The sequence below is a fragment of the Pseudomonas sp. ACN8 genome, from assembly GCF_002303925.1.
In the GTDB taxonomy this organism is placed as follows: Bacteria; Pseudomonadota; Gammaproteobacteria; order Pseudomonadales; family Pseudomonadaceae; genus Aquipseudomonas.
On record NZ_MRCS01000010.1, the window covers coordinates 90,996 to 115,208 of the forward strand.

23 protein-coding genes are annotated in these 24,213 nt (G+C 57.5%); 17 read left to right on the forward strand and 6 right to left on the reverse strand.

The window, feature by feature from the left end; translation table 11 throughout:
* Window positions 1–63 precede the first annotated feature (63 nt).
* Window positions 64–951, reverse strand: a complete 888-nt coding sequence (locus BSF44_RS07900; RefSeq protein WP_095943025.1) for a lysophospholipid acyltransferase — start codon at window positions 949–951, stop codon at window positions 64–66.
* A 40-nt stretch (window positions 952–991) separates the two neighbouring features.
* Window positions 992–1,549: a DNA-3-methyladenine glycosylase I gene (locus BSF44_RS07905; protein ID WP_095943026.1), complete on the reverse strand. Its 558-nt coding sequence runs from the start codon at window positions 1,547–1,549 to the stop codon at window positions 992–994.
* Between the two features lie 81 nt (window positions 1,550–1,630).
* On the opposite strand from BSF44_RS07905, the gene glyQ reads away from it, so the two are divergent.
* The 4 genes from glyQ (at window position 1,631) to BSF44_RS07925 (ending at window position 6,042) form a co-directional block, all read left to right on the forward strand.
* Complete coding sequence (gene glyQ / locus BSF44_RS07910) at window positions 1,631–2,584, forward strand: glycine--tRNA ligase subunit alpha (protein ID WP_003187265.1); 954 nt, start codon at window positions 1,631–1,633, stop codon at window positions 2,582–2,584.
* Complete coding sequence (gene glyS, locus BSF44_RS07915) at window positions 2,581–4,635, forward strand: glycine--tRNA ligase subunit beta (RefSeq protein ID WP_095943027.1); 2,055 nt, start codon at window positions 2,581–2,583, stop codon at window positions 4,633–4,635. The genes glyQ and glyS overlap by 4 nt, the downstream gene beginning before the upstream one ends.
* Window positions 4,636–4,639: 4 nt before the next feature.
* Window positions 4,640–5,179 carry a D-glycero-beta-D-manno-heptose 1,7-bisphosphate 7-phosphatase gene (gene gmhB / locus BSF44_RS07920; RefSeq protein ID WP_165798734.1) on the forward strand — a complete coding sequence of 180 codons (540 nt, stop codon included), beginning with the start codon at window positions 4,640–4,642 and terminating at the stop codon, window positions 5,177–5,179.
* Window positions 5,180–5,262: 83 nt separating this feature from the next.
* Window positions 5,263–6,042, forward strand: a complete 780-nt coding sequence (locus BSF44_RS07925) for a 1-acyl-sn-glycerol-3-phosphate acyltransferase (protein ID WP_032829311.1) — start codon at window positions 5,263–5,265, stop codon at window positions 6,040–6,042.
* A 330-nt stretch (window positions 6,043–6,372) separates the two neighbouring features.
* Here the strand turns inward: BSF44_RS07925 and gyrB are convergent, their stop codons facing one another.
* Genes gyrB through dnaA form a run of 4 tightly spaced genes read right to left on the reverse strand, consistent with a single transcriptional unit; the run spans window position 6,373 to window position 12,570 of the window.
* The gene (gyrB, locus tag BSF44_RS07930; protein WP_095943029.1) at window positions 6,373–8,790 is read right to left on the reverse strand and encodes a DNA topoisomerase (ATP-hydrolyzing) subunit B; all 2,418 of its coding nucleotides are present in this window, start codon (window positions 8,788–8,790) and stop codon (window positions 6,373–6,375) included.
* A gap of 5 nt (window positions 8,791–8,795) precedes the next feature.
* Window positions 8,796–9,899 (reverse strand): DNA replication/repair protein RecF, encoded by a 1,104-nt coding sequence (recF, locus tag BSF44_RS07935; RefSeq protein ID WP_095943030.1) that lies wholly within the window; start codon window positions 9,897–9,899, stop codon window positions 8,796–8,798.
* 7 nt (window positions 9,900–9,906) lie between these two features.
* Window positions 9,907–11,010 carry a DNA polymerase III subunit beta gene (dnaN, locus tag BSF44_RS07940; protein ID WP_007969885.1) on the reverse strand — a complete coding sequence of 368 codons (1,104 nt, stop codon included), beginning with the start codon at window positions 11,008–11,010 and terminating at the stop codon, window positions 9,907–9,909.
* Window positions 11,011–11,049: 39 nt separating this feature from the next.
* Window positions 11,050–12,570: a chromosomal replication initiator protein DnaA gene (gene dnaA / locus BSF44_RS07945; RefSeq protein WP_095943031.1), complete on the reverse strand. Its 1,521-nt coding sequence runs from the start codon at window positions 12,568–12,570 to the stop codon at window positions 11,050–11,052.
* Between the two features lie 566 nt (window positions 12,571–13,136).
* Here dnaA and rpmH point away from each other — a divergent pair.
* The 13 genes from rpmH (at window position 13,137) to BSF44_RS08015 (ending at window position 24,209) form a co-directional block, all read left to right on the forward strand.
* Window positions 13,137–13,271: a 50S ribosomal protein L34 gene (rpmH, locus tag BSF44_RS07950; RefSeq protein WP_003213577.1), complete on the forward strand. Its 135-nt coding sequence runs from the start codon at window positions 13,137–13,139 to the stop codon at window positions 13,269–13,271.
* Window positions 13,272–13,287: 16 nt separating this feature from the next.
* The gene (gene rnpA, locus BSF44_RS07955; RefSeq protein WP_218194549.1) at window positions 13,288–13,689 is read left to right on the forward strand and encodes a ribonuclease P protein component; all 402 of its coding nucleotides are present in this window, start codon (window positions 13,288–13,290) and stop codon (window positions 13,687–13,689) included.
* The gene (yidD, locus tag BSF44_RS07960; RefSeq protein WP_095943033.1) at window positions 13,682–13,927 is read left to right on the forward strand and encodes a membrane protein insertion efficiency factor YidD; all 246 of its coding nucleotides are present in this window, start codon (window positions 13,682–13,684) and stop codon (window positions 13,925–13,927) included. Before rnpA ends, yidD begins: the two co-directional genes overlap by 8 nt.
* Window positions 13,928–13,929: 2 nt before the next feature.
* Window positions 13,930–15,609, forward strand: a complete 1,680-nt coding sequence (gene yidC, locus BSF44_RS07965) for a membrane protein insertase YidC (RefSeq protein WP_095943034.1) — start codon at window positions 13,930–13,932, stop codon at window positions 15,607–15,609.
* A gap of 79 nt (window positions 15,610–15,688) precedes the next feature.
* Window positions 15,689–17,059, forward strand: a complete 1,371-nt coding sequence (mnmE, locus tag BSF44_RS07970; protein WP_095943035.1) for a tRNA uridine-5-carboxymethylaminomethyl(34) synthesis GTPase MnmE — start codon at window positions 15,689–15,691, stop codon at window positions 17,057–17,059.
* Between the two features lie 550 nt (window positions 17,060–17,609).
* Window positions 17,610–19,508, forward strand: a complete 1,899-nt coding sequence (mnmG, locus tag BSF44_RS07980) for a tRNA uridine-5-carboxymethylaminomethyl(34) synthesis enzyme MnmG (RefSeq protein ID WP_095943036.1) — start codon at window positions 17,610–17,612, stop codon at window positions 19,506–19,508.
* On the forward strand, window positions 19,505–20,149 hold the full coding sequence (rsmG, locus tag BSF44_RS07985; protein WP_007969895.1) for a 16S rRNA (guanine(527)-N(7))-methyltransferase RsmG: 645 nt from the start codon (window positions 19,505–19,507) through the stop codon (window positions 20,147–20,149). Before mnmG ends, rsmG begins: the two co-directional genes overlap by 4 nt.
* Window positions 20,150–20,167: 18 nt before the next feature.
* Window positions 20,168–20,965, forward strand: a complete 798-nt coding sequence (locus BSF44_RS07990; protein WP_095943037.1) for a ParA family protein — start codon at window positions 20,168–20,170, stop codon at window positions 20,963–20,965.
* Between the two features lie 9 nt (window positions 20,966–20,974).
* Entirely contained in the window at window positions 20,975–21,847 is an 873-nt protein-coding gene (locus tag BSF44_RS07995) for a ParB/RepB/Spo0J family partition protein (protein ID WP_008045687.1), read from the forward strand.
* 148 nt (window positions 21,848–21,995) lie between these two features.
* Window positions 21,996–22,403 carry a F0F1 ATP synthase subunit I gene (locus BSF44_RS08000; RefSeq protein WP_008045685.1) on the forward strand — a complete coding sequence of 136 codons (408 nt, stop codon included), beginning with the start codon at window positions 21,996–21,998 and terminating at the stop codon, window positions 22,401–22,403.
* A 16-nt stretch (window positions 22,404–22,419) separates the two neighbouring features.
* Window positions 22,420–23,289, forward strand: coding sequence for a F0F1 ATP synthase subunit A (atpB, locus tag BSF44_RS08005; RefSeq protein WP_095943038.1), 870 nt, complete (start codon window positions 22,420–22,422; stop codon window positions 23,287–23,289).
* 133 nt (window positions 23,290–23,422) lie between these two features.
* Window positions 23,423–23,680, forward strand: coding sequence for a F0F1 ATP synthase subunit C (gene atpE, locus BSF44_RS08010; RefSeq protein ID WP_003097235.1), 258 nt, complete (start codon window positions 23,423–23,425; stop codon window positions 23,678–23,680).
* A 58-nt stretch (window positions 23,681–23,738) separates the two neighbouring features.
* Window positions 23,739–24,209 carry a F0F1 ATP synthase subunit B gene (locus BSF44_RS08015; protein ID WP_008045681.1) on the forward strand — a complete coding sequence of 157 codons (471 nt, stop codon included), beginning with the start codon at window positions 23,739–23,741 and terminating at the stop codon, window positions 24,207–24,209.
* Window positions 24,210–24,213: the final 4 nt, after the last annotated feature.

Genomic DNA, 24,213 nt, shown 5'->3' on the forward strand with positions numbered 1-24,213 from the left:
ACGAATGAACGGTTGTGGATAACCCCCCGATGCCAAGGTTATCCACAGATCATTCCAATCGACTCAATACCAACGCTCTTCACCCGGTGGGCGCTTCTTGAAGCGCTTCATGCTCCACATATACTGGCTCGGATAAGCCCGCACATAGCGCTCGACCACCTGGCTCATGGCCGCACAGGATTCCGCTGTATCGGTGCTGTACATGGCTTCTGGCGCGGCTTCAAGGATCACCTTGTAGCCGGAACCGTCCGGCAGGCGCAGGGCGTGCAGGAACACGCCGACCGCTTTGCCGCCCGCGAGCATGTTCGGCACAAACTTGCTGGTCAGCGCCTGAGTGGCGAAGAACGGCACGAAGATCCCGGCGGATTCGGATGGTTCCGGGTCAGCGGGAATGCCCACTGCCCCCCCTTTGCGCACTTCCTTGATGACACTGAGGATGCCTTCCTTTGTGGAAGCGGCAACCTTGTTACCCAACTGCACCCGCTGCTTTTGCAACAATTCATCCACCGCCTTCAACTTCGGCGGACGGTAGAAAATGATCGGTTTGCACTGGCTGCAATAGAAGTGGTTGAGCACTTCCCAGTTGCCCAGGTGGCTGGTGATGCCGACCACGCCTTTGCCGGAGGCGAGGGCGTCCTTCAATATGTCGAGGCCTTCGACCTCGCGCACCAGGTCGATGGAGCGCTCGGCCGGCCAGATCCAGGCGCAGGCGCTTTCGGTCAGGGACTTGCCGATGTCCTTCAGGCTCTGGCCCACCAGGCGTTCACGCTCGGCGGGGTCCATGTCCGGAAAGCACTTGGACAGATTGATCCGCACCACGTCGCGGGAACGGTTCGGGGTTTTCCACATGACCCAGCCAATCGCCGAGCCCACGGCCTGCACGGCCCGCCACGGAAGCAGGGCAAACAGCCGCAGAGCGCCTACCAGCAAGGCGCCTTTCAACTTATCCACAGGTCACTCCTGATTTTGTGCTGTGCGCGAGGCGGCCATTCTAACCGCCGTTCACCAACTGCGCGTAGCGGTCGCAGTCCCGGGTGTGATCCATGACCATGCCCGAAGCCTGCATAAGCGCATAGCAAATGGTTGGGCCGACGAACGTGAAACCGGCTTTTTTCAGGCCTTTGCTCATTTCCACGGCGGTCGGCGTCACGGCCGGAACCTCGCTGCGATCCTTGAAATGATTGATTACAGGCACACCACCGACGAACGACCAGAGAAACGCCACCGGGTCCTCCAGCGCCAGCCAGGCCTGGGCATTGCGCCGGGCCGCGTTGAGCTTGAGCCGGTTGCGGATGATGCCGGGATCGAGCATCAACTCGTCGATTTCGGCATCGCTCATCTGCGCCACGCGCTGGACATCAAACCCGAACATCACCTGGCGATAATGCTCGCGTTTGCGCAGTACGGTGATCCAGGAAAGGCCGGCCTGGAACCCTTCGAGCAAAAGCAACTCGAACAAACCCTGCGCATCCCGTAACGGCGTGCCCCACTCCTGATCGTGATAAGCCATGTACAGCGGATCTTCGGAACACCAAAAGCAGCGTGGCATAAGGCTCCAGGGGGCGTGCGCAGCAATGAATCGGGTATACTCCCGCTCTTTAAATCGCAGCCCAAGAAACAGGTGAATTTCGTGAGCCAGCCTACGCCAGCCGTGCGTACCTTCCAAGACTTGATCCTCGCCCTCCAGCAATACTGGGCCGAGCAAGGTTGTGTGGTACTTCAGCCCTACGATATGGAAGTAGGCGCCGGCACTTTCCACACCGCAACGTTCCTGCGCGCCATCGGCCCGGAAACCTGGAACGCCGCCTACGTGCAGCCAAGCCGCCGTCCGACTGACGGCCGCTACGGCGAAAACCCGAACCGTCTGCAGCACTACTATCAGTTCCAGGTGGTCCTCAAGCCGAACCCGGACAACTTCCAGGAACTGTACCTGGGCTCCCTCAAGCACGTCGGCCTGGACCCGCTGGTCCACGACATCCGCTTCGTCGAAGACAACTGGGAATCGCCGACCCTCGGCGCCTGGGGTCTGGGCTGGGAAGTCTGGCTCAACGGCATGGAAGTGACCCAATTCACTTACTTCCAGCAAGCGGGCGGCATCGAGTGCTACCCGGTGACCGGCGAGATCACCTACGGTCTCGAGCGTCTGGCCATGTACCTGCAAGGTGTGGACTCGGTCTACGACCTGGTCTGGGCTGACGGTCCGTTCGGCAAAGTGACCTACGGCGACGTGTTCCACCAGAACGAAGTGGAGCAGTCCACTTACAACTTCGAACACGCCAATGTCGACAAGCTGTTCGAACTGTTCGATTTCTACGAAAGCGAAGCCAAGCGCCTGATCGAACTCGACCAGCCGCTGCCGTTGCCGAGCTACGAAATGGTGTTGAAGGCTTCCCATACCTTCAACCTGCTGGATGCGCGCCGGGCAATTTCCGTGACCGCGCGTCAGCAATACATCCTGCGTGTACGCACCCTGGCGCGTTCCGTTGCGCAAGCCTACCTGCTGGCTCGCGCCAAGCTGGGCTTCCCGATGGCGACCCCGGACCTGCGTGATGAAGTACTGGCCAAGCTGGAGGCTGCACAATGAGTGCTCTGGATTTCCTGGTTGAACTGGGCACTGAAGAACTGCCACCCAAAGCCCTGAACACCCTGGCCGAGGCGTTCCTCGCCGGTATCGACAAGGGCCTGCAAGCAGCCGGCCTGAACTACGAGAGCAAAACCGTTTATGCCGCCCCGCGCCGCCTGGCCGTGCTGATCACCGCACTGGCCACCCAGCAGCCGGATCGCAGCATCAACCTCGACGGCCCGCCACGTCAGGCCGCGTTCGACGCCGAAGGCAACCCGACCCAGGCGGCACTGGGCTTTGCCAAGAAGTGCGGCGTCGACCTGAGCGAAATCGATCAGAGCGGCCCGAAACTGCGCTACAGCCAGAGCATCGCCGGCAAGGCGACCGCGAGCCTGCTGCCGACCATCGTCGAAGATTCCCTGAACGACCTGCCGATCCCTAAACGCATGCGTTGGGGCGCACGCAAGGAAGAATTCGTTCGTCCGACCCAGTGGCTGGTGATGCTGCTCGGTGACCAGGTCATCGATTGCACCATCCTCGCCCAGAAGGCCGGCCGTGACTCCCGTGGCCACCGCTTCCATCACCCGGAAAACGTGCGCATCGGTTCGCCGTCCAGCTACCTGGCCGACCTGCGTGCCGCCTACGTGCTGGCCGACGCCAACGAGCGTCGCGAGATCATCAGCAAGCGCACCGAAGAGCTGGCCACCCGTCAGGAAGGCACGGCAATCGTTCCGCCAGCCCTGCTCGATGAAGTGACCGCGCTGGTCGAGTGGCCAGTGCCGCTGGTGTGCTCGTTCGAAGAGCGCTTCCTCGACGTGCCGCAGGAAGCCCTGATCACCACCATGCAGGACAACCAGAAGTACTTCTGCCTGTTGGACGCCGACGGCAAGTTGCTGCCACGTTTCATTACCGTGGCCAACATCGAAAGCAAAGACCCGCAGCAGATCATCGCCGGTAACGAGAAAGTGGTTCGCCCACGCCTGACCGACGCCGAGTTCTTCTTCAAGCAAGACAAGAAGCAGAAGCTCGAAGACTTCAACCAACGCCTGCAAAACGTGGTGTTCCAGGAAAAACTCGGCAGCGTCTACGACAAGGCCGAGCGCGTTTCCAGACTCGCCGCCTACATCGCGGCGCGCATTGGCGGCAACGCTTCGTGGGCTGCTCGTGCGGGCCTGCTGTCCAAATGCGACCTGTCGACCGAGATGGTCGGCGAGTTCCCGGAGATGCAAGGTGTCGCCGGTTACTACTACGCCCTCAACGACGGCGAGCCGGAAGATGTCGCACTGGCGCTGAACGAGCAGTACATGCCGCGCGGTGCCGGCGCTGAACTGCCGAGCACCCTGACCGGTGCGGCCGTGGCCATCGCCGACAAGCTCGACACCCTCGTGGGTATCTTCGGTATCGGCATGCTGCCGACCGGCAGCAAAGACCCGTACGCACTGCGCCGTGCAGCGCTGGGTGTGTTGCGTATCCTGATCGAGAAGCAACTGGATCTGGACCTGAACGACGCCGTGGCTTTCGCCGTGAATGCGTTCGGGACCAAGGTCAAGGCTGCCGGCCTCAACGACTCGGTGCTGGAATTCATCTTCGACCGCCTGCGTGCCCGTTACGAAGACGAAGGCGTGGATGTTGCGACCTACCTGTCGGTACGTGCCCTGAAGCCAGGCTCTGCCCTGGACTTCGACCAGCGCGTGCAAGCGGTACAGGCTTTCCGCAAACTGCCGGAAGCTGCCGCCCTCGCCGCCGTGAACAAGCGCGTGTCTAACCTGCTGAGCAAGGTCGAAGGCTCCGTTCCGACAGTCGTGGAAGCGAAGTACTTCGACAATGCCAACGAGTTCTCCCTGTACTCGGCGATCCAGCAGGCTGACCAGGCTGTACAGCCAATGGCCGCCTCGCGTCAGTACAGCGAGTCCCTGGCACGCCTGGCTGCACTGCGCGAGCCGGTGGATGCGTTCTTCGAAGCCGTGATGGTCAACGCGGAGGACGCAAAAGTGCGCGCCAACCGTTATGCGTTGCTGGCACGTCTGCGTGGTTTGTTCCTCGGCGTCGCCGACATTTCGCTGCTGGGTTGAGGGACTGCTGTTGAAACTGCTGATTCTCGATCGGGACGGAGTGATCAATTACGACTCCGACGCTTACATCAAGTCGGTGGAGGAGTGGATTCCGCTCCCCGGATCGATCGAGGCCATCGCGCAGTTGAGCAAGGCCGGCTGGACGGTAGCGGTCGCTACCAACCAGTCGGGCATCGCTCGCGGTTATTACGACCTCGCCACCCTGGATGCCATGCACGAGCGCTTGCGCGCGCTGGTGGCGGAGCAGGGCGGTGAAGTCGGCCTGATCGTCTACTGCCCCCACGGGCCGGACGAAGGCTGCGATTGCCGCAAGCCGAAACCCGGGATGTTGAAAACCATCGCCGCTCATTACAACGTGTCGCTGACCAATCTCTGGTTCGTCGGCGACAGCCTTGGTGACCTGGAGGCCGCCAAAGCCGTCGATTCACAGCCAGTTTTGGTAAAGACCGGGAAAGGCGAAAAGACTTTGGGTAAAACCCTTCCGGTTGGCACATTGATTTTTGACGATCTGGCGGCGATTGCCGCAGAACTTATCCACAATTAGAGTGCTTCTGAAATTCCTGATAAGGGACCCATCAGGAGTGCGCTTTATACAGGCGGGCAATTCCCGCAACGGTAAACGTCACCATGTCGATATTGCAGGCCATCAGAACCTTCCTCTTTTACCTGCTACTGGGCACCAGCTCTTTGCTGTGGTGCAGCTTGAGTTTTTTTATCGCGCCGTTTCTGCCCTTCAAGGCACGTTATCGCTTCATCAACGTGTACTGGTGCCGCTGCGCCCTGTGGCTGAGCAAAGTGTTCCTTGGCATTCGCTACGAAGTGAAGGGTGCCGAGAACGTACCTGAACGGCCTTGCGTCATTCAGTCAAACCACCAGAGCACCTGGGAGACGTTCTTTCTCTCGGCCTACTTCTCACCGCTGAGCCAGGTGCTCAAACGTGAATTGCTCTATGTGCCGTTCTTCGGTTGGGCCATGGCCATGCTGCGACCGATCGCCATCGATCGCGACAACCCGAAAGCCGCGCTCAAGCATGTGGCGCAAAAAGGCGATGAATTGCTCAAGGACAATGTCTGGGTGCTGATCTTCCCCGAAGGCACACGCGTTCCTTTCGGCACCGTCGGAAAGTTCTCGCGCGGTGGCAGCGCCTTGGCGGTCAACGCCGAGTTGCCGGTGCTGCCGATTGCGCACAACGCAGGCAAGTTCTGGCCGAAAACCGGTTGGGCGAAGAAGCAGGGCGTCATCACAGTGATCATTGGCGAGCCGATGTATGCCGCAGGCACCGGACCGCGAGCCATTGCTGAATTGAACGACCGGGTCCAGGCGTGGAACGAGCAGATGCAACGGGAAATGGGCTCGTTGCCACCGGCCCCGCAAGCGCCGGTTTCAAACGATCAGGTGGCTGTCTGAGATTCTGTGGATAACCTGTGTACCGTTTCATCGAAAAACGTTGTTTTTTGCATGTAAGCTTATGATTTTTTTACATATTTCTTAGAATGATAAAAATCATAAAAACGTGCATAAGTTTTTTTTGGACGTAAAAAAACCGGCTGATATAGCCGGTTTTTTTATGCCCGGAGCAAACGCAGGCTTTCGCCATGACGAAGCAGCCTGGATTGCCCGTAGGTCGTGAGACAGGAGCCGCAATGAGACCGCGTATTGCTCCGGCGAGAGAGTAAAACGCGGCGAATAAAAAAGGCCAACGCAATGCGTTGGCCTTTTCGTTGGTGCCGACCGGGATCAGAAGTCCAGGTTGGACACCGCCAAAGCGTTGCTCTCGATGAAGTCACGGCGAGGTTCGACCGCATCACCCATCAGGGTGTTGAAGATCTGGTCCGCGCCAATGGCGTCTTCGATGGTCACTTTGAGCATCCGACGCTGGCTTGGGTCCATGGTGGTTTCCCATAGCTGATCCGGGTTCATTTCGCCCAGACCTTTGTATCGCTGGATGGTGTGACGCTTGGTGCTTTCAGCCATCAGCCATTCAAGGGCTTCCTTGAACTCGGTCACCGGCTTCTTGCGCTCGCCACGCTGGATGTACGCGCCGTCGTCCAGCAGGGTGCTCAGTTGAGCGCCTAGCGAAACGACAGTCTTGTAATCGTTGCTGCCGAAGAAGTCGCGGTTGAAGGTGACGTAGTTCGACAGACCGTGGGAGATCAGTTCGACCTCCGGCAGCCAGACGTTACGTTCACGGTCTTCACGCAGGCTGGCTTTGTAAACCAGGCCGGACTTCTCGACGGTGCGCAGGCGAACTTCGTACTGAGCCAGCCAATCCTGCATCGCTGCGTGATCGGACAGTTGCTCCATGCTCACCGCTGGCAGGTAGATGAAGTGCTCGGTCAGCTCCTGTGGATACAGGCGCGACAGACGCTTGAGGGTCTTCATCACCAGACGGAAGTCAGTCACCAGACGCTCAAGTGCTTCACCGGAAATGCCAGGTGCTTCTTCGTTCAGGTGCAGGCTCGCATCTTCCAGGGCCGACTGCGTCATGTACTCTTCCATGGCGTCGTCGTCTTTGATGTATTGCTCTTGCTTGCCTTTCTTCACTTTGTACAGCGGCGGCTGAGCGATGTAGATGTAGCCACGCTCGATCAGCTCCGGCAACTGACGGAAGAAGAAGGTCAGCAGCAGGGTACGGATGTGCGAACCGTCGACGTCAGCATCGGTCATGATGATGATGTTGTGGTAACGCAGCTTGTCGATGTTGTACTCGTCGCGGCCGATACCGCAGCCCAGCGCAGTGATCAAGGTGCCCACTTCTTGCGAAGAGATCATCTTGTCAAAACGCGCCTTCTCAACGTTCAGGATTTTGCCCTTCAGCGGCAGGATGGCCTGGGTCCGACGATTACGTCCCTGCTTGGCGGAGCCGCCAGCAGAGTCACCTTCCACGAGGTACAGTTCGGAAAGGGCAGGGTCTTTTTCCTGGCAGTCGGCCAGTTTGCCCGGCAGGCCGGCGATATCCAGCGCGCCTTTACGACGGGTCATTTCACGGGCTTTACGCGCCGCTTCACGGGCACGCGCCGCATCGATCATCTTGCCGACGACCAGCTTGGCTTCGTTCGGGTTTTCCAGCAGGAAGTCGGAGAAGTACTTGCCCATTTCCTGTTCGACCGCGGTCTTCACTTCGGAAGACACCAGCTTGTCTTTGGTCTGAGAGCTGAACTTCGGATCCGGTACTTTCACCGAAATAATCGCGGTCAGGCCTTCACGGGCATCGTCACCGGTGGTGGCGACCTTGTGCTTCTTCGCCAGGCCTTCCGCTTCGATGTAAGTGTTCAGGTTACGCGTCAGTGCGGAACGGAAACCCACCAGGTGAGTACCGCCATCGCGCTGTGGAATGTTGTTGGTGAAACACAACAGGTTCTCGTTGAAACTGTCGTTCCACTGCAGGGCGATTTCCACGCCGATGCCGTCTTCGCGCTGAATGTTGAAGTGGAACACCTGGTTGACCGCAGTCTTGTTGGTATTCAGGTATTCAACGAACGCACGCAGGCCGCCTTCGTACTTGAACAGCTCTTCCTTGCCGCTGCGCTCATCCTTGAGGACGATGCCGACACCGGAGTTGAGGAAGGACAGTTCACGAATCCGCTTGGCCAGGATGTCCCAGCTAAAGTGGATATTCTTGAAGGTTTCAGCCGATGGCTTGAAGTGAATCTGGGTACCGGTTGTCTCACTCTCGCCGACGATTTTCATCGGTTCTTGCGGAACACCATGGACGTAAGTCTGTTCCCAGATTTTTCCGCTGCGGCGCACCGTAAGAACAAGCTCTTTGGACAGTGCGTTCACCACCGACACACCTACACCGTGCAGACCGCCGGATACTTTATAGGAGTTGTCGTCGAACTTACCGCCGGCGTGCAGCACGGTCATGATGACCTCGGCTGCCGAAACGCCTTCTTCTTTGTGCACGTCTACCGGGATGCCACGACCGTTGTCACGAACGGTGATGGACTCATCCGGGTGAATGATGATGCTAATGTCGTCGCAGTGGCCGGCGAGAGCTTCGTCGATCGAGTTATCGACCACTTCGAACACCATGTGGTGCAGACCGCTGCCATCGTCGGTGTCACCAATGTACATACCGGGACGTTTGCGTACGGCATCCAGGCCTTTCAGCACTTTAATGCTCGTTGAGTCGTACGTATTTTCTTCGCTCAATGCCTTCACTCCCGATGGTCGTGGGTCTGGGTGATACGGCCCTGTTCCACGTGGAACAGAGCGACTGGCGTTTCCGTCTGCCAGCCTTCCCTCAATAATTCGTGATCTACACAGGTGATAAAGACCTGGCAGCGTAAGTCTTCCAACAAGCGGCAAAGCGCGCGACGGTGGTGCTCGTCCAGTTCGGACGGCAAGTCATCCACCAGATAAATACACTGACCGCGTCGAGCCTGGCTGACCAAGTGCCCTTGGGCAATCCGTAATGCGCAAACCACCAACTTCTGCTGGCCACGGGACAAGATGTCCGCGGCGTTGTGTGCGCCCAGTCTGAGACGCAAATCAGCACGTTGTGGTCCCGCCTGGGTATGCCCCATTTGCTGGTCTCGCTGAAGAGACCCGGCGAGCACAGCACTCAGTTCTCGGTCCTTGTCCCAGCCGCGGTAATAGCTGAGCGTCAAGCCTTCAAGCTCAACCAGTTCGCTCAAGGTTTGTTCAAAGACTGGTTTCAAGGCTTTGATATAAGCGCGGCGGTATTCATCAATTTCAGCGCTGGCCTGGCACAGTTCCCTGTCCCAAACCGCTTGTGAAACGGCGTCAAGTGTACCATGCCGCAGCCAAGAGTTTCTCTGGCGCAGGGCCTTCTGTAAGCGCTGCCAGGTTGACATGAAGCGCGGTTCCACGTGGAACACACCCCAGTCCAGAAACTGTCGGCGAATCTTCGGCGCACCTTCCAGCAATCGAAAGCTGTCCGGATTGATCAGTTGCAGTGGCAGTATCTCGGCCAGTTGCGCGGCGCTGCGCGCGTTCTGCCCATCGATACGGATCTGGAATTCGCCTTGGCGATCCCGCGAAATGCCCAAGGCGCTTTGCCCACCCTCCGCCAGTTCAACCTGGCCAAAAACCGTGCATGCCAATTGTTCGTATTGAATGACCGGCAACAAACGAGTGCTGCGAAACGAACGGGCAAGCCCCAGCAGATGGATGGCTTCCAGAACACTGGTTTTGCCACTGCCGTTGGCGCCGTAAAGAATATTGATGCGGGGGGAGGGGGAGAAGGTCACCGGGTGCAGATTGCGCACCGCGGTGACCGAGACGCGACTTAAGGACATCTAGCTATTACAGACGCATCGGCATGACAACGTAGGCCGAGTCGTCGTTATCCGATTCCTGCACCAGCGCACTGCTGTTGGAGTCGGACAGGATCAGACGAACCTGCTCAGTGGTCATCACGCCCAGTACGTCGAGCAGGTAGCTCACGTTGAAGCCGATTTCCAGAGAGCCGCCGTTGTATTCAACGCCCACTTCTTCTTCCGCCTCTTCCTGCTCCGGGTTGTTCGCCTGGATCTTCAGCTGACCGCTCGCCAGTTGCAGACGGATACCACGGTACTTCTCGTTGGACAGAATGGCGGTACGGCTGAACGCTTCGCGCAGAGCCTGGCGATCGCCAAGTACCAGCTTGTCGCCGCCCTTAGGCAGAACACGCTCATAGTCCGGGAATTTACCGTCGACCAGTTTCGAAGTGAAGGTGAACTCACCGGTGGTGGCGCGGATGTGATGCTGACCCAGCACGATGCTGACATTGCCGTCCGGCTCGGTGAGCAGGCGTGCCAGCTCGAGGATACCCTTACGCGGCACGATGACCTGGTGACGATCCGGCTGACCGATATCGGCCTGCATTGAGCACATGGCCAGACGGTGACCGTCGGTGGCCACGGCGCGGATCACACCGGCGGAAACTTCCAGCAGCATGCCGTTGAGGTAATAACGCACGTCCTGCTGGGCCATGGCGAAGCTGGTGCGTTCGATCAGACGACGCAGCTTGCTTTGCTCCAGGCTGCAGGTCAGCGAACCCGGGCCTTCTTCCACGGTAGGGAAGTCGTTGGCCGGCAGTGTCGACAGAGTGAAGCGGCTACGGCCAGCCTTGACCACAAGCTTCTGCTCGTCGACCTTGATGTCGATCAGCGCATCGTTCGGCAGGCTTTTGCAGATGTCCATCAGCTTGCGCGCAGGCACGGTGATGGAACCCGGATCCGCCGGCTCTTCGAGTTGAACACGACCAACCAGCTCGACTTCCAGGTCGGTACCGGTCAGCGACAATTGCTGGCCTTCGACAACCAGCAGCACGTTGGAAAGTACCGGCAAGGTCTGTCGGCGTTCGACGACGCCTGCGACCAGTTGCAGGGGTTTCAACAGGGCTTCGCGTTGAATGGTGAAATGCATGGTCTAGTCCCTTGCCTTAATAAGCTGCGCTGGTGTTCATCAAGTGGTCAGCGTACGCAGCAGGTTCTTGTAGTCCTCGCGGATGTCCGCGTCGGATTCCTTAAGTTCGTTGATCTTGCGGCACGCGTGCAAGACCGTTGTATGGTCGCGACCGCCAAACACATCACCGATTTCCGGCAGGCTGTGGTTGGTCAGTTCCTTGGACAATGCCATGGCGACCTGACGCGGACGAGCGACCGAACGCGAACGGCGTTTGGACAGCAAGTCAGAGATCTTGATCTTGTAGTACTCGGCGACAGTGCGCTGAATGTTATCCACAGAGACCAGTTTATCCTGCAACGCCAACAAGTCCTTCAGGGATTCGCGAATCAGCTCAATGGTGATATCGCGGCCCATGAAGTGCGAGTGGGCAATCACGCGCTTGAGCGCGCCTTCCAGCTCACGGACGTTGGAGCGAATGCGCTGGGCAATGAAGAACGCGGCATCGTGAGGCAGCTCGACTTTGGCCTGATCGGCCTTCTTCATCAGGATAGCCACGCGGGTTTCCAGCTCCGGCGGCTCGACCGCTACGGTCAGGCCCCAGCCAAAGCGGGATTTCAGGCGTTCTTCAAGGCCTTCGATTTCTTTCGGGTAGCGGTCACTGGTGAGAATAACCTGCTGGCCACCTTCGAGCAGGGCGTTGAAGGTGTGGAAAAACTCTTCCTGGGAACGCTCCTTGCGGGCGAAGAACTGAATGTCATCGATCAGCAACGCGTCCACCGAACGGTAGAAGCGTTTGAACTCGTTGATCGCATTCAGCTGCAGGGCCTTGACCATGTCTGCCACGAAACGCTCGGAATGCAGGTACACCACCTTGGCATTCGGGTTCTTCTTTAATAGATGGTTACCCACAGCGTGCATCAAGTGGGTTTTACCCAAGCCAACGCCACCATAAAGGAAGAGCGGGTTGTAACCGTGCTTGGGGTTATCTGCCACCTGCCAGGCGGCGGCGCGCGCCAGCTGGTTGGATTTACCTTCAACGAAATTCTCGAAGGTAAAGGTGCGGTTCAGGTAACTGGTGTGCTTGAGCGCACCTTCGACCTGCACGGTACGTTGTTCGGCGCGAACCGGAGCCTGTTGCGAACTGGCGCCGGCCATCGGGTCGAAGCTGTCACGGGAAGGTTCTTCCTCAATGACCTCAGACACTTTTTGCGTCGCACGCTTGGTCGACGCGGCGGCAGGTGCCGTCGGCGGACTGGCTGGCGCTTGAGCAGCCTGGGCCTGGGAAGCCGCGGCAGCCAGGGGAGCATTGGGCGCGGCACGAGGTGCCGAACTGCGTTTGCTGCCTATTAACAGGGAAAGCGCAGGTGCCATGCCATTGCCGTGTTCATCGAGCAATTCGAGAACACGCCCCAGGTATTTTTCGTTGACCCAGTCCAGAACAAAACGATTGGGCGCATAGACACGCAACTCGTCGCCTTCGGCTTCGACCTGTAGTGGACGGATCCAAGTGTTGAATTGTTGGGCAGGCAGCTCATCGCGCAGAAGCTCCACGCACTGCTGCCAAAGTTCCACTGACACGGATATCCCCTAAGTTGAAAGCCGGTGAGGCAAAAACAAGCGGCCATTGTAGCGACCAGACGCCGACTTATCCACACGAAGGTGGTTCATCGCCCAAGAAGAATCTCCGTTTTATACGCAAAAAAGGCGACCAGTGGTCTGTGCATAAGCTCTGTGGATAACCGGGGTTAAGGTCATTGTACAAGTGGGGGCGAAACTCGGTGGATAACCGGCCTGTGGATAAAGCCACCTTTCACACACAGGTTATCCGACAGCGCAGCACAGGCTGAACACTGTTTTCCACCGTAGTTGTCATTCTCTGTACAGCTGGTAAAACAAGGCCTGAATCAACTTATCCACAGATGAATGCGCACCTAGCTTTTATAAGCTTTACAGAAAAGCTTTAAATACTTTCCTTTCTTATTTTTATATCTACGCAAGGTGCGAACACAGAAAAACCTCCGGAGATCTATTTATAAGGAAACGTTGGTTGGAAATTGACCTGAAGGCTTGCTTTCTCTAGAATCCCCGGTCTCTTAAAACGGGGGCCATTCCGGCCCGTTGTGGACGAACCAGGTAACACGACAATGAAACGTACTTTCCAACCAAGCACTATCAAACGCGCTCGTACCCACGGTTTCCGTGCTCGCATGGCTACCAAGAACGGTCGTGCCGTCCTGTCGCGTCGTCGCGCCAAAGGTCGTGCGCGTCTGGCAGTTTGATAATCCGGCACTGGAGGTGAGTCAGGACTTCAGTCGGGAAAAGCGTCTGCTTACCCCCCGGCATTTCAAGGCAGTCTTTGACTCCCCTACCGGCAAGGTTCCGGGGAAAAATCTCCTGCTCCTTGCGCGCAACAACGATCTTGATCACCCCCGTCTCGGGTTGGTTATCGGGAAAAAGAGCGTAAAGCTCTCCGTCGAGCGCAATCGCCTCAAACGTCTGATGCGCGAATCGTTTCGCCTGAACCAGGATTCTCTGGTCGGTTGGGACATTGTTATCGTCGCGCGTAAAGGTTTGGGTGACGTAGAAAACCCCGAATTGATTCAGCATCTCGGCAAACTCTGGAAACGACTGGCTCGCAGTTCGCCGGTACCAGCAGTTAAAACCGAACCTGTAGGGGTAGACAGTCCGGATGCGTAAACTGGCACTCGTTCCGATCCAGTTTTATCGCTATGCCATTAGTCCCCTGATGGCCGATCACTGTCGTTTCTACCCCAGCTGTTCTTGCTACGCGTTAGAAGCCATCGAAAATCATGGCCTTCTTCGCGGTGGCTGGCTGACCTTTCGTCGTTTAGGTCGCTGTCATCCGTGGAATTCCGGTGGTTATGACCCGGTTCCACCTATCCCTACCTCCCGTTCTTCTTCGATGGCCGAGTAATCATGGATATCAAACGCACGATCCTGATCGTCGCCCTGGCAATCGTGTCCTACGTTATGGTTCTTAAATGGAACCAGGACTATGGCCAGGCTGCCCTGCCGACTCAGAATGTTGCCACCAATACGACTGCATCGGGCCTGCCGGATACGGCATCTGGCTCCAACGCTTCCGCCAGTGACGACATTCCACGTGCTGCAAGCGACACCAGCGCACCTGCCGAAACGCCGGTGGCTGTGAGCAAGGACCTCATCCAGATCAAAACGGATGTACTGGACCTGGCTGTCGACCCACAAGGTGGCGATGTTGCCCAGCTGACCCTGCCACTGTATCCGCGTCGTCAGGATCACCCGGAAATTCCGTTCCAGCTGTTCGATAACGGCGGCGAACGTACTTATCTGGCGCAAAGCGGTCTGATCGGCACCAACGGTCCGGATGCAAATCCGGCCGGTCGTCCGGTTTATTCCTCGGAGAAGAAGGTTTATCAGCTGGCCGACGGTCAGGACCAATTGGTCGTTGACCTGAAGTTCAGCAAGGACGGCGTCAACTACATCAAGCGTTTCACCCTGAAACGCGGCCTGTATGACGTAACCGTTTCCTACCTGATCGACAACCAGAGCGCCCAGCCCTGGACCGGTGCGATGTTCGCCCAGTTGAAGCGCGACGCCAGCGCCGATCCTTCGTCGACCACGGCTACTGGTACCGCGACTTACCTGGGGGCCGCCCTGTGGACAAGTTCCGAGCCGTACAAGAAAGTGTCCATGAAGGACATGGACAAGGCGCCGCTGAAAGAAACCGTCACTGGCGGTTGGGTTGCCTGGTTGCAGCACTACTTCGTGACCGCATGGATTCCGGCCAAGGGCGAAAACAACGTCGTCCAGACCCGTAAAGACAGCAAAGGCAACTACATCATCGGCTACACCGGTCCATCGATGAGTGTTGCACCGGGTGCCAAGGCTGAAACCAGCGCCGTTCTGTACGCTGGTCCGAAAAGCCAGGCCGTGCTGAAAGAGTTGTCCCCAGGTCTGGAGCTGACGGTCGACTACGGCATTCTGTGGTTCATCGCCCAACCGATCTTCTGGTTGCTGCAACATATCCACGCCATTGTGGGTAACTGGGGCTGGTCGATCATCTTCCTGACCATGCTGATCAAAGGGATCTTCTTCCCGCTGTCGGCTGCCAGCTACAAATCCATGGCGCGCATGCGTGCAGTGGCACCGAAACTGGCCGCGCTGAAAGAGCAACATGGCGATGACCGGCAGAAAATGTCGCAAGCCATGATGGAGCTGTACAAGAAAGAGAAGATCAATCCGCTGGGTGGTTGCTTGCCAATCCTCGTGCAGATGCCGGTTTTCCTCTCGCTGTACTGGGTTCTGCTGGAAAGCGTCGAGATGCGTCAGGCGCCGTTCATGCTGTGGATTACTGACCTGTCGATCAAGGATCCGTTCTTCATTCTGCCGATCATCATGGGTGCAACCATGTTCATCCAGCAGCAGCTGAACCCGACTCCTCCGGATCCGATGCAGGCCAAGGTGATGAAGCTGATGCCAATCATCTTCACCTTCTTCTTCCTGTGGTTCCCGGCTGGTCTGGTGCTGTACTGGGTAGTGAACAACTGCCTGTCGATCGCCCAACAGTGGTACATCACACGTAAGATCGAAGCAGCCGCTAAAGCAGCTGCCTGATTTACACTGTGGATAACCACTCAAAACGCCCCCTAGTGGGGCGTTTTGCTATCTGTCACTTTTGTCTGGATACCGGTTTATGAGCGTTCCTCGTGAAACCATCGCAGCCGTCGCCACCGCTCAAGGTCGCGGCGGTGTAGGCATCGTGCGTATTTCCGGGCCGTTGGCCAGCGTTGCGGCCAAGGCCTTCAGTGGTCGCGAGCTCAAGCCGCGATTTGCTCACTACGGTCCGTTTTTCAGTGAAAACGACGAGGTGCTGGACCAGGGCATTGCCTTGTATTTCCCCGGCCCGAACTCGTTCACTGGCGAAGATGTCCTGGAGCTGCAAGGCCATGGCGGCCCGATTGTTCTGGATATGCTGCTCAAACGCTGTCTGGAACTGGGTTGCCGTCTCGCCCGGCCGGGGGAATTCAGTGAGCGCGCCTTCCTCAACGACAAACTGGACCTCGCCCAGGCCGAAGCCATTGCCGACCTGATTGAAGCCAGTTCCGCCCAGGCTGCGCGAAATGCGTTGCGCTCCCTGCAGGGTGCCTTCTCGTCGCGTGTGCATAACCTCACCGAGCAATTGATCGGCCTGCGCATCTATGTCGAAGCGGCCATCGATTTTCCGGAAGAGGAAATCGACTTCCTCGCCGATGGTCACGTCCTGAGCATGCTCGACAAGGTGCGCGACGAGTTATCCACTGTAATCCGCGAAGCCGGGCAGGGTGCCTTGCTGCGTGACGGCATGACCGTGGTCATTGCCGGTCGTCCGAATGCCGGCAAATCCAGCCTGCTCAATGCCCTGGCCGGGCGTGAAGCAGCGATCGTAACGGAAATTGCCGGTACCACCCGTGACGTGCTTCGCGAACATATCCACATCGATGGCATGCCGCTGCACGTCGTGGATACCGCCGGTCTGCGCGATACCGATGATCATGTTGAAAAAATCGGCGTCGAGCGTGCCTTGAAGGCCATCGGCGAAGCGGATCGGGTATTGCTGGTGGTCGATGCCACAGCGCCCGAAGCCCTCGATCCGTTCGCGCTGTGGCCGGAGTTTCTCGAAATTCGTCCCGATCCCGCGAAAGTCACCCTGATCCGCAACAAGGCCGACCTTACAGGCGAAGCCATTGCCCTGGAGGTCAGCCAGGACGGTCATGTCACCATCAGCCTGAGCGCCAAATCGGGTGGTATCGGACTGGAGTTGCTGCGTGATCACCTCAAGGCCTGCATGGGCTATGAACAAACGTCTGAAAGCAGCTTCAGCGCTCGCCGGCGACACCTTGAGGCGCTACGTCATGCCAGTGCTGCTCTCGAGCATGGCCGCGCGCAATTGACCCTGGCCGGTGCTGGCGAGTTATTGGCCGAGGATTTGCGCCAGGCTCAGCAGTCGTTGGGTGAAATCACTGGTGCCTTCAGCTCTGACGATCTGCTGGGGCGAATTTTCTCCAGCTTCTGTATCGGTAAGTAGCCCTCCTGTTATTCACAGACAGGCCATTCGTGCCTGTCTGCTTTCTCCTTTTCTGAAAATAACCTCCAGTGCCGAGCGGGCTTCGTCTGCTTGAGCGTAATTCCTGTACCTGAAATTCGAGCAAACGGAGCTTTTCTGTGGATTAAGCCCTGTGAATAACCGACGCTAAGGTCAGTTGATAACAGGGCTCGAAAACTGAACATAACCGCCTCTGTGGATAACCACCCCTTTCATCCACAGGCTTACACCGGTTATCCAAGGGCCTCATTGGTACATGAACACAGGGTTTTGAATCTCTGTACATATTGAAAACAAAGGCCTGCATCAATCTATCCACAGAAAGGTGGGTGCATAGAAATAAACATAAAAACAAAGATTTAATAAATTTCTTTCTTTTTAATTTCTATAACTCCGACTTTTCCACAGCTGGTTAAATTTTGTGCAAAGGGTTCTTTAGGAAGGGCGAAGTCCCTATACTTGTCGACCAGGTCCAAAAACCTGAGCTCAAACTATTCCTGAATTACCTACTTAAGCAGGCACGAGGTGCGTGGTGGATTTCCCTTCCCGTTTTGAAGTGATCGTCATCGGCGGCGGTCATGCCGGTACCGAGGCAGCACTGGCCTCAGCACGTATGGGGGTTAAAACCCTGTTGCTGACGCATAACGTGGAAACCCTCGGTGCCATGAGTTGCAATCCGGCCATTGGCGGGATCGGCAAAAGCCACCTGGTCAAGGAAATCGACGCCCTCGGCGGCGCGATGGCCATGGCCACCGATAAAGGCGGCATCCAGTTTCGCGTGTTGAACAGCCGCAAAGGCCCGGCCGTGCGCGCAACCCGCGCACAGGCAGACCGGGTTCTGTACAAGGCAGCTGTCCGCGAAATCCTGGAAAACCAGCCGAACCTGTGGATATTTCAACAGGCCGCTGACGACCTGATCGTTGAGCAGGAACAAGTTCGTGGTGTTGTCACGCAAATGGGTCTGCGTTTCCTCGCCGATTCCGTGGTGCTGACCACCGGCACGTTCCTCGGTGGACTTATCCACATCGGTTTGCAGAATTTTTCCGGCGGTCGCGCCGGTGATCCGCCATCGATCGCGCTGGCTCACCGTCTGCGTGAACTGCCATTGCGTGTGGGTCGTTTGAAAACCGGTACTCCACCGCGTATCGACGGCCGGTCCGTGGATTTCTCGGTGATGTCCGAACAACCGGGTGATACGCCGATCCCGGTGATGTCGTTCATGGGCAACAAGGAACAGCATCCACGACAGGTCAGTTGCTGGATTACCCACACAAATGCCCGTACCCACGAAATCATTGCCGCGAACCTCGACCGTTCGCCGATGTATTCCGCTGCCGGCGAGATCGAAGGCATCGGCCCGCGTTATTGCCCGTCGATCGAAGACAAGATCCATCGCTTCGCCGACAAGGAAAGCCATCAGGTGTTCATCGAACCGGAAGGTTTGACCACCCATGAGCTGTATCCGAACGGGATATCCACAAGCTTGCCGTTCGACGTGCAATTGCAGATCGTGCAATCGATCCGCGGCATGGAAAACGCGCACATCGTGCGTCCTGGCTACGCGATCGAGTACGACTACTTCGATCCACGGGATTTGAAATACAGCCTGGAAACCAAAGTCATCGGCGGTCTGTTCTTCGCCGGGCAAATCAACGGTACAACCGGTTACGAAGAAGCCGGTGCGCAGGGTTTGCTCGCCGGAACCAACGCTGCACTGCGTGCACAAGGCAAAGAGGCCTGGTGCCCGCGTCGCGACGAGGCCTATATCGGTGTGTTGGTCGACGACCTGATCACCCTTGGTACCCAAGAGCCGTACCGGATGTTCACGTCCCGCGCCGAATATCGTCTGATCCTGCGCGAAGACAACGCCGACCTGCGCTTGACCGAAAAAGGTCGCGAACTGGGCCTGGTGGATGACGTGCGCTGGGCGGCTTTCTGCAAAAAACGCGAAAGCATCGAACTGGAAGAGCAGCGCCTGAAAAGCACCTGGGTACGCCCGGGCACCGAACAGGGCGATGCCATTGCCGAAAAATTCGGCACGCCACTGACTCACGAATACAACCTGCTCAATCTCTTGAGCCGTCCGGAAATCGACTACGCTGGTCTGATTGCCGTGACCGGTGGGGGCGCAGAAGATCCACAGGTTGCCGAGCAGGTCGAAATCAAGACCAAGTACGCCGGCTACATCGATCGTCAACAGGATGAAATCGCCCGCTTGCGTGCCAGCGAAGACACCAGACTGCCTGTGGATATCGATTACACGAACATTTCCGGTCTCTCCAAGGAGATCCAGAGCAAGCTCGGCGCGACCCGTCCAGAAACCCTGGGTCAGGCCTCGCGTATCCCGGGCGTTACGCCGGCAGCCATTTCGCTGTTGATGATTCATTTGAAAAAACGCGGCGCGGGCCGTCAGTTGGAGCAAAGCGCTTGAGTTCGTTGGTCACTTCGCAACACGCAGAAGAGTTATCCACAGGTGCTCGCCAACTCGGTGTCACGCTGACAGAAACCCAGCACGCACAGTTGCTGGGTTACCTGGCCCTGTTGATCAAATGGAACAAGGCTTACAACCTCACCGCCGTGCGTGATCCGGACGAAATGGTTTCCCGTCACTTGCTCGATAGCCTGAGCGTGATGTCGTTCATCGAAAACGGTCGCTGGCTCGACGTCGGCAGCGGCGGCGGCATGCCTGGCATTCCGCTGGCGATCCTGTTTCCCGAGTCCCAGGTGACCTGCCTGGACAGCAACGGCAAGAAAACCCGCTTCCTGACCCAGGTCAAACTCGAACTCAAACTGGATAACCTGCAAGTTATCCACAGTCGCGTCGAAGCATTCCAGCCTGCACAGCCATTCAACGGGATCATTTCCCGGGCGTTCAGCAGCATGGAAAACTTCAGTAACTGGACTCGCCACCTCGGCGATAGCGAAACACGCTGGCTGGCAATGAAGGGCGTTCATCCGGCCGATGAGCTGGTAGCATTGCCGGCAGACTTCCACCTCGATAGCGAACACGCCCTGGCCGTACCTGGTTGCCAAGGCCAACGCCATCTGCTGATACTGCGCCGCACGGCATGATTGGGAACACAAGCAAGAATGGCTAAGGTATTCGCGATTGCGAACCAAAAGGGTGGCGTGGGCAAAACCACCACCTGCATCAACCTCGCAGCATCCCTGGTCGCGACCAAGCGCCGGGTGCTGTTGATCGATCTCGATCCACAGGGCAACGCCACCATGGGTAGCGGTGTGGATAAACATGGCCTGGAAAACTCGGTCTACGACCTGCTGATCGGCGAATGTGACCTGGCCCAGGCCATGCACTACTCCGAACACGGTGGTTACCAGCTGTTGCCGGCCAACCGCGATCTCACCGCGGCCGAAGTGGTTCTGCTGGAAATGCAGATGAAGGAAAGCCGTCTGCGCAGCGCGCTGGCGCCGATCCGGGAAAACTACGATTACATCCTGATCGACTGCCCGCCGTCGCTGTCGATGCTGACCCTGAACGCACTGGTTGCCGCCGACGGGGTCATTATCCCCATGCAGTGCGAGTATTTCGCACTCGAAGGCTTGAGCGACCTTGTGGATAACATCAAGCGTATCTCTGAACTGCTGAACCCGAACCTGAAGGTCGAAGGCCTGCTGCGCACGATGTACGACCCGCGCCTTAGCCTGATGAACGATGTCTCGGCGCAGCTCAAGGAACACTTCGGCGAGCAGCTCTACGATACCGTCATTCCACGCAACATCCGTCTGGCCGAAGCACCAAGCTACGGCATGCCGGCGCTGGCGTACGACAAAGCGTCGCGAGGCGCCGTTGCCTACCTGGCATTGGCGGGCGAGATGGTTCGTCGTCAACGCAAAAACTCACGCATCGCCGCTGCTCAGGCAACTTAAGGAATCCCCATGGCCGTCAAGAAACGAGGTCTCGGACGTGGACTGGATGCTCTGTTGAGTGGTCCGACTGTCAGCTCGCTGGAAGAACAAGCGGCGCAAGCCGATCAGCGTGAGCTGCAGCACCTTCCCCTGGATCTGCTCCAGCGCGGCAAGTACCAGCCGCGTCGTGACATGGATCCGCAGGCGCTCGAAGAGCTGGCGCAGTCGATCAAGGCCCAGGGTGTCATGCAGCCCATCGTGGTTCGCCCGATCGGCAGCGGCCGCTTCGAGATCATTGCCGGCGAACGCCGCTGGCGCGCCAGCCAGCAAGCCGGGCAGGAAACGATCCCGGCGATGGTTCGCGATGTACCCGATGAAACCGCGATCGCTATCGCCCTGATCGAGAATATCCAGCGCGAAGACCTGAACCCGATTGAAGAAGCCGTGGCCCTGCAGCGTTTGCAGCAGGAGTTCCAGCTGACCCAGCAACAGGTAGCCGAGGCTGTGGGCAAGTCCCGGGTGACCGTGGCCAACCTGTTGCGCCTGATTTCCTTGCCGGAAGTCATCAAGACCATGTTGTCCCACGGCGACCTGGAAATGGGTCATGCCCGTGCATTGCTCGGTTTGCCGGAAATTCAACAGGTTGAAGGGGCGCGACATGTTGTCGCACGCGGGCTGACCGTGCGCCAAACCGAGGCACTGGTTCGCCAGTGGTTGAGTGGGAAACCGGAGCCTGTTGAACCGGCAAAACCGGACCCGGATATCGCCCGTCTCGAACAGCGCCTGGCCGAGCGCCTAGGCTCTGCGGTGCAGATCCGCCACGGTAAGAAGGGTAAAGGGCAGTTGGTGATTGGCTACAACTCACTGGATGAGCTTCAAGGCGTACTTGCACATATCCGCTGAAACATTTCCTCATGTAGCGCGCAGTCGGAAATCACTACCTGACAGTTGAATAGGGGCAGAACCGCCCCTATACTCTGCGCGCATTTTGTCGGCACAAATTATGCCAAGTTATTGAATTTCGGCAGCCGACCATTGGAGAGTAAAAGTGATGGAAACCCGCACGCCAAACCGCCTGCCCTTCCATCGCCTGGCAGTTTTTCCGGTGTTAATGGCTCAATTTGTCGTGTTGCTGATCGCCGCTTTGGCGCTTTGGTACCGATATGGAGTCGTTGCCGGGTACTCGGGACTCTGCGGAGGCCTGATAGCCTTGCTACCCAATGTTTATTTCGCTCACAGGGCATTTCGGTTTTCCGGCGCTCGAGCGGCCCAGTCCATCGTCCGGTCTTTTTATGCCGGCGAGGCAGGCAAACTGATTTTGACGGCAGTGCTGTTTGCACTGGTGTTTGCAGGTGTGAAGCCACTGGCGCCGATTGCAGTATTCGGTGCCTTCGTGCTGACTCAGTCAGTCAGCTGGTTCGCTCCCCTGCTGATGAGAACAAGACTTTCGAGACCTTAGGGCGTTTGAGGCAACCATGGCAGAAACAACCGCTTCGGGCTATATCCAGCACCACTTGCAGAACCTGACCTTCGGTCAGCTCCCTACCGGCGGCTGGGGCTTTGCCCACACCGCAGCAGAAGCCAAGGAAATGGGCTTCTGGGCTTTCCATGTCGATACTCTCGGCTGGTCGGTCGCATTGGGTCTGATCTTCGTTCTTCTTTTCCGCATGGCGGCAAAAAAAGCGACTTCGGGTCAGCCAGGTGCTTTGCAGAACTTCGTTGAAGTTTTGGTCGAATTCGTCGATGGCAGCGTGAAAGACAGCTTCCATGGCCGTAGCCCGGTGATTGCACCGCTGGCACTGACCATCTTCGTCTGGGTGTTCCTGATGAACGCCGTCGACCTGGTACCGGTCGACTGGATTCCTCAACTGGCCATCCTGATCACCGGCGACCACCACATCCCGTTCCGCGCCGTGTCGACCACCGACCCGAACGCGACCCTGGGCATGGCGTTCTCGGTCTTCGCACTGATCATTTTCTACAGCATCAAGGTCAAGGGCCTCGGCGGCTTCATCGGCGAGCTGACCCTGCACCCGTTCGGCAGCAAGAACATCTTCGTTCAGGCCCTGCTGATCCCGGTGAACTTCCTGCTGGAATTCGTGACCCTGATCGCCAAGCCGATCTCCCTGGCTCTGCGTCTGTTCGGCAACATGTACGCCGGCGAGCTGGTCTTCATTCTGATTGCTGTGATGTTCGGCAGCGGTCTGCTCTGGCTTAGTGGCCTGGGCGTTGTTCTGCAGTGGGCGTGGGCTGTGTTCCACATCCTGATCATCACCCTGCAGGCGTTCATCTTCATGATGTTGACCATCGTTTACCTGTCGATGGCACACGAAGAAAACCATTAAGGCCAGTCTCGACTAGTCTGATGTCCTTCCCGGTAAAACGGGAAGGTGCTCCTTGCGGGGCATCTGAAACGATTTGTTTTACCGCTTTAATCTAAAAAACCTAAACCATACGACGTAAAAGTCGGGAGGAAAGATGGAAACTGTAGTTGGTCTAACCGCTATCGCTGTTGCACTGTTGATCGGCCTGGGCGCACTGGGTACCGCAATTGGTTTCGGCCTGCTGGGCGGCAAGTTCCTGGAAGGCGCAGCGCGTCAGCCAGAAATGGTTCCAATGCTGCAAGTTAAAATGTTCATCGTTGCCGGTCTGCTCGACGCCGTAACCATGATCGGTGTTGGTATCGCTCTGTTCTTCACCTTTGCGAACCCGTTCGTTGGTCAAATCGCTGGCTAATTACTCGGATCTTCCGGGTAATTTGGTGTGATGGACAACGTAACTGCGAGGTGTTGGCGTGAACATTAATGCGACCCTGATTGGCCAGTCCGTTGCGTTCCTGATTTTTGTACTGTTCTGCATGAAGTTCGTATGGCCTCCGGTCATTGCGGCTCTGCACGAACGTCAAAAGAAGATCGCTGATGGTCTGGACGCTGCCAGCCGTGCAGCTCGCGACCTGGAGTTGGCCCAAGAGAAAGCGGGTCACCAACTGCGCGAAGCGAAAGCTCAGGCAGCTGAAATCATCGAGCAAGCCAAGAAACGCGGTAACCAGATTGTCGAAGAGGCTGTTGAAAAAGCCCGTGTCGACGCTGACCGTGTGAAGGTTCAGGCTCAAGCCGAGATCGAACAGGAACTGAACAGTGTCAAAGACGCGCTGCGTGCCCAAGTGGGCTTGCTGGCAGTCGGCGGCGCCGAGAAGATCCTGGGTGCCACAATCGATCAAAACGCGCACGCAGAGCTGGTTAACCAACTGGCTGCTGAAATCTAAGCGA